The sequence below is a fragment of the Synechococcus sp. W55.2 genome (genome assembly GCF_047461635.1).
GTDB lineage: Bacteria > Cyanobacteriota > Cyanobacteriia > Thermostichales > Thermostichaceae > Thermostichus.
On sequence record NZ_JANSHM010000031.1, the window covers coordinates 23,431 to 31,986 of the forward strand.

Sequence of the window (8,556 nt, forward strand, 5' to 3'; positions counted from 1 at the left end):
CTCAGCCCCTCAATCGCAGCCGGTTACCCCCTCCGCGCAGTAGGTGCTCCACCAGGGGTTGAAGTTGGCAGGATCCTCGGGCAGAGTGCTGATATTCAGAAGTTCCTGGAAGCTGCTGTTGCGGCCTCCGTAGCGCAGGTGCATATGCACCGGATCCCCGTGGGGCGCCCGCAGAATCACATAGGTGAAGGTCTCGCAACTGGCGTCTGCTCCAGGCTGCAACTGAAACAAATCCCAGATGGTACTTAAGGAGCGCTCAGGGTAGTAGAAGGGATCCGGCGCAGCCCCCCGATAGGCGTAGCGACATTTTTCCGCCAGGGGCTTTTTCCCTTCCAGGTCGGCATAAAAGGAGAAAAACTCCATCTTCTCGAACTTCACCCGCTTCGGATTGCGCGGATCGTTGGCCGATTGTTCCAGGGACGTATCCAGAGTGAAAACACCATCAATTCCCAGGTAGGGCACTTTATAAGCATTGGGGGACACAATCTGCAGCTCTAAGGCTGCCGCAGCCGCTCCAAAACCCAAGAGACTCAAGCTGCCGATCAGCCAGGCTAGGGACGTTGAAGAACAAACTTGACGAGAGGGCATAAAACTTCGTCGTGCCTGTATTGTGCAGTAAAGTCCAGACCAGTCTAAGAAAAGCTTTGAGCTCGTACTATCCCACTGGGGGGCATTTTGCGGAAATTCGCCAGCTGCAGGTGCAGCTTTGGGGAACGGGATCCTAAGACAAGGCGGTAGAATTGAGGTCAGGCTCACCGTAGAGGGGCCAGGTTGGCTGCCCAAGCCTGACTGTCTGGAAACTGTTTTGAAAGCGAGGAAAACCCCGTGGAGCTAGCTGAGATTGAGGAGTTGATGAACAAAGCTGTGCAAGCCACACAGCGCTCCTTTAATACGGTGCGCACCGGGCGGGCCAATTCCAGCCTGCTGGATCGCATTCAGGTGGAGTACTACGGCGTGCCCACTCCCCTGAAGGCCCTGGCCAGCCTCACCACGCCAGACTCCAGCACTCTCTTGATCCAGCCTTTTGATCCCTCGACCTTGGCAGCCATTGAGCGGGCCATTGTCGCCTCTGACCTGGGTCTAACCCCCAGCAACGACGGCAAGGTGGTGCGGCTCACCATTCCCCCCCTGACAGAAGAGCGGCGCAAAGAGCTGAGCAAACAGGTGGCCAAGCTGGCCGAAGAGGGGCGAGTCTCGATCCGCAACATCCGGCGGGATGGCATTGACTCAGTGCGCAAGCGAGAGAAAAATGGCGAGCTGTCTGAAGATGAGTCCAAAAGCTTGCAGGATGCCATCCAGAAACTAACTGACCGCTACATTAAGAAGATCGATGAGCTGCTGGCAGAAAAAGAAAAGGAGCTGACGACGCTGTAAAAGCTCCTTGTGGACATAACTCCCCACGCTACTGGCCTGCTTCTGCATAGCCGTAGGACGGGGTTAAAGACCCCATTTTTTGATCAAAACTCGACACTCATCCCGAAACTTCAAGGTTTCCACTTGCCCCTCGAAGTCGGGCAGCCGTTCGTTTCTCCTCGTCCAATTCCAACAAGAGGGATCCTGGCTTGGGCCAGGATGGAAGAGCGGAATACGACAAACCTTGCCGCAATGGATCTGATCCTGTGCCATCAATCGGCGGATTTCGACACCCTAGGGGCGGCGGTGGGAGCGGCGCGCCTGTATCCGGGTGCCCGCATTGCCTTGACCGGGGGATCCCTGCCGGGGGTGCAGGAGTTTTTGGCCCTGTACCGAGATGAATTTCCCCTCATTGAGTTGCGCTCTGTGGATCCGGGACAGGTGCAGCGGTGGATTGTGGTGGATTGTCACGATCCGGATCGCTTGGGAAAAGCTGCCGCTTGGTTGAGCGTCCCCGGCGCGCAGATTGAGATTTTCGACCATCACCCCAGTCCACTGGATAACTTTTGGCCGCAGCAGCAGGTCAACAGCCATATCGAGGCCGTGGGGGCCACCTGTACCTTGCTGGTGGAGCGGCTGCAGGCTGCTGGGATCCCTCTCAGCCCTTTTGAGCGGCTGGCACTGGCTTTGGGCATTCACATGGATACGGGATCCCTGACCTTCCCGGAGACCACCGCCCGCGATGCTGCTGCCCTGAGCTGGCTGTTGGATCAGGGGGTGAACCTGGTCTTGTTGCGGCGCTTTTTGGGGGATGGCCTCACCCCAGAGATGCGCGAGCTGCTCAGCCAGGGGTTGGCCCAGATGCAGGTGCAGCAGGTGGGGGAGTATCGCCTGGGAGAATGGCTGCTGGAGCTGCCGGAGTTTGTGCCCGGCTTGGCCGGCCTGGTGATGCGGCTGATGGATCTGACGGGAGTGGATGTGCTGCTCTTGGTGGCGCGGCAGGGGGAGCGGCTCAGCCTGATTGGGCGGGCGCGGCAGGAGTTTGCCCAGTTGGGCAGGGTGATGGCCCTCTACGGCGGCGGTGGACACGATTGTGCTGCAGCAGCCACGTTAAAAGCCAGCCCAGAGCAGCCTTTGCCCGACCCGGCCCAAGTCATGGCGGCCCTCAGGCAGGCTGTCCAAGAGCGGATCCCGCCCCCGGTGACGGCCAAAGATTTGATGTCGGCTCCGGTGCGCACCATCCGACCGGAGATCACCATCGACGAGGCCCAGCGGGTGCTGCTGCGCTACGGCCATTCCGGCCTGGTGGTGGTGGACGCTCAAGGTCGCCTGGTGGGGGTGATCTCGCGGCGGGATATCGATATCGCCCTGCATCACGGGTTTGGCCATGCCCCCGTCAAGGGCTACATGACCACCGATGTGAAAACCCTCTCCCCCGACACCCCCTTGGCGGAGATTCAGCGGTTGATGGTGCAGTGGGATATTGGCCGCCTGCCGGTTCTCCAGGATGGACAGTTGGTGGGCATTGTAACTCGCACCGATGTGTTGCGGCACCTACACGAGTTGCCGGCCCTCTCACCGCAGTTGGCTCTGCCCACCCTTTCCTGCCCCTTGGATCTCACCTTCGCCGCTCTTTCGGAACGGCATCGACAGTTGCTGGAGCAGGCCGCCCGCCTCGCCGATGAAAAGGGCCTGAGGTTGTATCTGGTGGGGGGAACGGTGCGGGATCTGCTGCTGCATCGGTGGGGACGGCAGCCCTCACCCAACCTGGAGCGGCTGGATCTGGACTTGGTGGTGGATGGGCCCTACTCTCCGGCCCTGGATGGGACGGATCCCCCGGGCTGGGGCTTGATTTTGGGACAAGCGCTCAAACAACGCTTCCCGGAAGCGCGGCTGGAGATCCACGGCAAATTCCAAACGGCGGCCTTGATCTGGCCAGGCGGCTTTTGTGTGGATATCGCCAGCGCCCGCACGGAGTTTTATCCCTACCCGGCCTCTCCCCCCGAAGTGGCCATGGGATCCATTCAGCAAGACCTCTATCGGCGGGATTTTTCCATCAACGCCTTGGCCTTGCGCCTCAACGGCCCCCAGCGAGGACAGGTGCTGGATTTTTTCGGCGGACAAGCAGATCTGCAACAGGGGATCATCCGGGCATTGCACCCCAACAGCTTCATCGAGGATCCCACCCGCATTTATCGGGCGGTGCGCTTTGCGGTGCGCTTGGGCTTCGCCCTGGACTCGACCACAGAAAAATGGATCCGCGCTGCCGTGGCCAGTGGTCTGCACGATGCCGTCGGCGGGGATCGCCTCAAGCAGGAGCTGGCCTACATTCTCGGATCCCGCGATTGGCCCCAAGCCTTTGAGCAGCTGGCAGAATGGGGGGCTTTGCGCTGTATTCACCCCGACCTGGAGTGGGATCCCTCCCTGTGTCAGCGGTTGCAACGGGTGGGCCGCTGGGCCTATCACTTTCGCCGCCGCTATCCTGAGCTGGGATCCCAGGAGATCTGGCAACTGCGCCTAGAGGCTCTCCTCCTCACCCTACCCCAAGCCCCCCAGGTGGCCAGCCAACTCCACCTCACCCAAGCAGGCATCGAACGCCTCAGCCATTCCTCCTATTACCAAACCCTGTTGGCCCAATTGGATCCCAGCACCCTCTCTCCGGCCCAGGTGGTGCAACTGCTGCAGGGGCTGCGGATCCCGGCGGTGATTTTGTTGGCTGGGATCGCCCCCAAGCCGGCCCGGCGGCTGATCTGGCGCTATTTGCAGGAGTGGTACTGGGTGAAGCCGCTGCTCAACGGCCACGATCTGCGTCGTCTGGGTTATAAGCCAGGTCGCCCCTTCCAAGCCATTTTGGAGCAACTGCGTTGCCTCACCCTGAACGGCGAACTCACCACCCCGGCAGAAGCTGAAGCCTGGCTACAAGAACACTTCCCCCTGCCGCAAACTCAATACCGAGGAAGAAAGTAGAAGGGCAAATCAGTCGAAATAGAAGAGAGTGACCAACTTGTGTTGTTCCTCAGCATGCTTGCAGGCATCCAGCAGCGTGACGCTGTCGTGGAAGACAAAGCAGATCAACTGCTGGCACTTGCCGATGATCTCCAGGTTGCACAGGCGGCTGGCCTCCGCCAAGGGAAGATGGTCGTTTTCCGGATGCTCCACCAGATGCAGCACCTGCTCCAGGCTGGCCCGCGACTCTGCCGGCTGTCGCTCCAAACTCTGCGGCAAGATCACCGTCAAGGACTTCATGTCCGCCCGCATCGCCCCCCGAATGACGGCCAAGTTGGTGCCAATAGCCCCGGATGTGAGGATCTGATTGCCCGTGAGGGCCAAAGCATAGCTGAGGGTCTCGATCAAATACTGGTGGGTAATGGGCACATGACGACTGCCCAGGATGGCCACTCGCTTCGGCCCAACTTGCTGAATGGCGGCCAACTCCTGCAAAAACGTATCAACGCTGGTGGGGACATCAATAGACTGGGTCAACGGGATCCCTCGGCAAATTCTCAAGATCTGGGCTAGGCTATGCTATCTCAAATTTCCGCTTTGGGATCCGGCCAAGTTGAAGCTCTACGGCTTCAGCCCCAAACTTTTGGTGGAGTGCTCAGGCTGTCTGCAGCAAGCTGGGCTTGGCTGTGGGCGGAAGATCCCGCCTGAATGTGGATGGTGTAGCTCATGCTGCTGTGAACGCCCCTGCCCAGCCAATGGCCGTAGAGAGGGGCAGCATCTCTGGGATAAGCGCTGGCCGCCAAAGCCACATGACCGTCGGCCACGGCCAACCCTTGGGTGGGATCAAAGCCCCGCCAACCGGCCCCTGGCAAGTACACCTCCGCCCAAGCGTGCAAATGACGGCGCCCAGGCTCTGGGGGTTCTCCACCCCTGCTCTCCCCCGAAGGCTGCGAGGGGCTGACTTGGTAGCCACTGACAAAGCGCGCGGCCAAGCCTACCGTACGGCAGACCTCCATGAACACCAGGGCCAAATCGCGGCAGGCTCCGGTTTTGCGATGCCAGGTCAAGCCGGCAGGCCAGGGATCCCCCTTTTCCCGCAAGATGTGGCGGCATTCTGAATAGATGCGCTGGTTCAGCGCCGGCAGAAAAGCTGTCGTTTCCCCCTGCACGTGATCCCATAGCTCCCAGGCCAAGGCCTGGATGCCGGGATCCGCCTGAGCCGTCAGATAAGGCTGTAATTGGGCTGCCAGCGTGCTGGGATAGTCGATGGGGAGATGGGTGGCCCAATCGCAGAGCAGGTAGTCGAAGGGATTCTGCCGCAGGGTGAGCACCGTGGCCTGAGTTTGGATGCGCAAGTGCTCGGTGGGATCCTCAAACCAAAGCCGAACCGCCGCGTTGCCCTCCAGGTCCACCAGCGCCGATTGGCCCACCGGCTGCGGATCCACCTGCAACTCAAAAGCCAGGAGAGTTTGGATCCCGTCGCAGCGCGGTCGCAATCGCACCGTGTGGGGCTCCAGTTGGACTGGACGACTGTAGCGATATTCGATGAGATGGCGGATCTGAATTTGCACAGGTTGGCCAAATGACGGGCAAGGAGTTTTATCACAGGCAAAGGAGCACCGAGATCAGGCAACCCAAACTGCTCCCAGATCAAAGCCAAGAAGCGGTTGCATCGTCTGCCCGAGATCTCTAGACTTCAGGGATCCCGAGTTTGAGATCTCCGAGAGCTCTGCCCTGCCTTCCCAATCATCGAAACCTCCAGCTTAGAGCGGATGTACTCCCCAGCCTGTACAGGAGCATAGCGAGGGGGATTTGCTGCATTCTGGCATGTGGGCAGGCATTCAATCCAAGCCCCAGCCTGCTCAAGGAAAGAAACTGGAGACATAGCCGACATAGAGACAGGTGCTCAGAACAGCTCCTACCCTACAAAGAGAACTTGCCCCAAGACTGTGTGGGCGGATACCCCCTCAAAGCCAGCGCCAGCTCAACCCCATATCCAAACTAGGGATATTCTTGCTTGGCCTGTTGCCAGAGGACTTCCAGCTCCTGGAAACTGCGTCCTTTCAGAAGGGAGCTTATGCCATCGCCGGGCAGGGATCCCGCTGGTTCCTGAGCCAGCTCTTCCATGCGCAAAAAACGGCGAGCAAAGCGCAGGTTGGTTTGGGTTAGAGCTTGGGCAGCATCCAAACCATACCAACGGCCCAAGTTGACCAGGGCAAAAAGCAGATCCCCCAGTTCGGCTTCCTGCCGAGTTGGATCGGGGGGATCCCTCTCCAATTCTCGACGCAGCTCGGCTTCTTCCTCGCGGATCTTGGCCCAGATCCCCTCCACCGTCGGCCACTCAAACCCTGCCCCCACCACTTTGCAGGAAATTTTCAGGGCAGCCATTAGGGGAGGCAAACTTTGGGCATAGTGCAGCAGTTTTTGGCCAAGGCTTTGATCCGGTCGCTCCCCTTGCTTGATCTGTTCCCAAGAGCGGTGCAACTCCGGAAGATCTGCCATCACAGCATCCCCAAACACATGGGGGTGACGGCGGATGAGCTTATCGGCAATTCCCGCAGCCACAGCTTCCAGATCAAAGTGGTTCTGCTCGGCAAAGATCTGAGACTGCAACACCACCTGCAACAACAAATCCCCCAGCTCTTCGGCAATTGCTGCCGGATCCCCGGCTCGAATGGCAGCTACCGTCTCATACGCTTCTTCAAGAATGTAGGGGGTAAGAGACTCTGGAGTTTGGGCCCGATCCCAAGGACACCCGTCGGGAGCGCGCAACCGAGCAACAATAGCCGCCAAACGACTCATGTGTGAGCTAGAGGCGGAACGCTCCAGATAAAGGTGGGCAAAATGGCCCGTCGCTTGGGGATCCCAGCTTTGCAGCGTCAGTGGGCCGGCCACCACCTCTAAGCCCTCCGTTAACAACGTAACAGGCTGGACAGGAGCACAGACCTGTTGCAAAACACTGCGCAGCTCCGCCGGATCCTTTCCCCCACAGCTTTTCAGCAGCAGGGATCCCTGCTCAGCAGCGAACCACCGAGCCAGAGCCTGTTGCCAGTTAGGCTGAAGACTATCCAGCGTTTGCAGCATGATCAAAAGGGTAGGCGCGGCCCAAATCCAAAAGGCGGCTGAGCTGCTCCAGATCGATGAAACTCAACTCCAAAAGGATCATCAGCAACGGCCCTTGCTGGCGATGCTGCAGCTTCTTGGCCAGGCTCAGTTGAGAACGGTCGATAATGCCCGTTTCCAATAGATATTCCTCAAGGGCTGGGGGGGGAATGGGATCTAGCATGGTCGTTTCGCAGCGCTGAAGTAAGGACGAGTATGAAAACTGAGAAGATAGCAAACCAATGTAACTATTCTTAACACTTCTACAGAATTTCGGCAAAGATCTGGCTAGTGCGTAGGCCGAAGGCGAGCTTGCTAAGCCCTGCGCCCACAGCTCCAGGACAAGAGAACCCCTAAATTGCCTCGGCAAATGAGGTTTCCGTATCCAAGGACACAAAAAATGGGTACCAAGAGTTCATGGTATGGTAGCAAATTGGCGATCAGTTGGCAGCACCCCGAAAGGCCGACTGCTTTTTCTTTGTGGGAAAAACCAACTCACCTTGCAAGATGTTACCTTTTTATCTCGTTGAATCCTCGTGCTTAACTTACAACAATTCTTCGGGGATCCAATCTGTTCGGCTCCTCTGGGATCTGCCCTAATGCTGTCATCCTGCTCGGGTTCGGTTTTGGGCATACATCGTCCTACGTTCAGCTAAGCTAGAGACACTTGCCACATGGACTCCCGTTATGTCTGAAGCCCAGGGTTTACTGCCAGTGGGGGCAACGGTTCAAGTGGTGGAGATGCCTCCTTACCTAAAAACGGCTGACCCAATGCCGATGTTGCGCCCGGCCCATTTGATCCGCTTGCACGAACAAGGGGTGATCCTGCAGCGGCGGCTGTTGGGCACCTACAGTGTGCAGTTTGCCAATGGCATCTTTCTCATAGACGGAAAATATCTCGCGCCGGTGGGATCCCTGTCCTGACACGCCCATCTCTCCTCCGAGCCAGCTGGATGGGTTTGCCGGCCTTTAGAACCTTTGGGAGCTGGCAGCTTTCTGCAGAAGCGAGCCTTCAACTGGCCGGCGGACTTTCGCGATAGCCTGAACCGCGGCTAGCCGCTTCTGACGCTTCAGCGAGCTCAGCTAGAAATCGCAGGAGCCCCGCACTGTACCCGTAGGGTCAGTGTCGGGAGGAATGCGGAAGTTATGATAGAA

General features: G+C 58.6%; 8 protein-coding genes. 3 read left to right on the top strand and 5 right to left on the bottom strand.

The genetic code is table 11. The annotated features are described in order from the left end of the window. Nucleotides 1-9: 9 nt before the first annotated feature. Nucleotides 10-588, bottom strand: coding sequence for a hypothetical protein (locus tag NW828_RS07890; RefSeq protein WP_414383032.1), 579 nt, complete (start codon nucleotides 586-588; stop codon nucleotides 10-12). Between the two features lie 237 nt (nucleotides 589-825). Between NW828_RS07890 and frr the strand changes: the two genes are divergently transcribed. Both frr and NW828_RS07900 read left to right on the top strand, forming a co-directional pair. Continuing rightward, the gene (gene frr / locus NW828_RS07895; protein ID WP_011429597.1) at nucleotides 826-1,374 is read left to right on the top strand and encodes a ribosome recycling factor; all 549 of its coding nucleotides are present in this window, start codon (nucleotides 826-828) and stop codon (nucleotides 1,372-1,374) included. Nucleotides 1,375-1,605: 231 nt separating this feature from the next. Next, complete coding sequence (locus NW828_RS07900; RefSeq protein ID WP_414383034.1) at nucleotides 1,606-4,320, top strand: CBS domain-containing protein; 2,715 nt, start codon at nucleotides 1,606-1,608, stop codon at nucleotides 4,318-4,320. Nucleotides 4,321-4,329: 9 nt separating this feature from the next. On the opposite strand, the gene NW828_RS07905 is transcribed toward NW828_RS07900, so the two are convergent. The 4 genes from NW828_RS07905 to NW828_RS07920 all read right to left on the bottom strand — a co-directional run bounded on the left by NW828_RS07905 (nucleotide 4,330) and on the right by NW828_RS07920 (nucleotide 7,585). Beyond that, on the bottom strand, nucleotides 4,330-4,836 hold the full coding sequence (locus NW828_RS07905) for a hypothetical protein (RefSeq protein ID WP_011429595.1): 507 nt from the start codon (nucleotides 4,834-4,836) through the stop codon (nucleotides 4,330-4,332). Nucleotides 4,837-4,928: 92 nt separating this feature from the next. Next, nucleotides 4,929-5,870 (bottom strand): transglutaminase family protein, encoded by a 942-nt coding sequence (locus tag NW828_RS07910; protein ID WP_414383036.1) that lies wholly within the window; start codon nucleotides 5,868-5,870, stop codon nucleotides 4,929-4,931. 430 nt (nucleotides 5,871-6,300) lie between these two features. Beyond that, nucleotides 6,301-7,383: a nucleoside triphosphate pyrophosphohydrolase gene (mazG, locus tag NW828_RS07915; protein WP_414383038.1), complete on the bottom strand. Its 1,083-nt coding sequence runs from the start codon at nucleotides 7,381-7,383 to the stop codon at nucleotides 6,301-6,303. Further along, nucleotides 7,364-7,585, bottom strand: coding sequence for a DUF2949 domain-containing protein (locus tag NW828_RS07920; protein WP_041436895.1), 222 nt, complete (start codon nucleotides 7,583-7,585; stop codon nucleotides 7,364-7,366). The genes mazG and NW828_RS07920 overlap by 20 nt, the downstream gene beginning before the upstream one ends. Before the next feature lie 503 nt (nucleotides 7,586-8,088). Here NW828_RS07920 and NW828_RS07925 point away from each other — a divergent pair. After that, nucleotides 8,089-8,325 carry a DUF3148 domain-containing protein gene (locus NW828_RS07925; protein WP_011429589.1) on the top strand — a complete coding sequence of 79 codons (237 nt, stop codon included), beginning with the start codon at nucleotides 8,089-8,091 and terminating at the stop codon, nucleotides 8,323-8,325. The last annotated feature ends 231 nt before the right edge of the window (nucleotides 8,326-8,556 follow it).

Bases quoted from the DNA above. Each gene is read 5' to 3' on its own strand.
- mazG (WP_414383038.1), bottom strand. From the start codon at position 7,383: ATGCTGCAAACGCTGGATAGTCTTCAGCCTAACTGGCAACAGGCTCTG.
- NW828_RS07925 (WP_011429589.1), top strand. From the start codon at position 8,089: ATGTCTGAAGCCCAGGGTTTACTGCCAGTGGGGGCAACGGTTCAAGTG.
- NW828_RS07920 (WP_041436895.1), bottom strand. From the start codon at position 7,585: ATGCTAGATCCCATTCCCCCCCCAGCCCTTGAGGAATATCTATTGGAA.
- NW828_RS07890 (WP_414383032.1), bottom strand. From the start codon at position 588: ATGCCCTCTCGTCAAGTTTGTTCTTCAACGTCCCTAGCCTGGCTGATC.
- NW828_RS07900 (WP_414383034.1), top strand. From the start codon at position 1,606: ATGGATCTGATCCTGTGCCATCAATCGGCGGATTTCGACACCCTAGGG.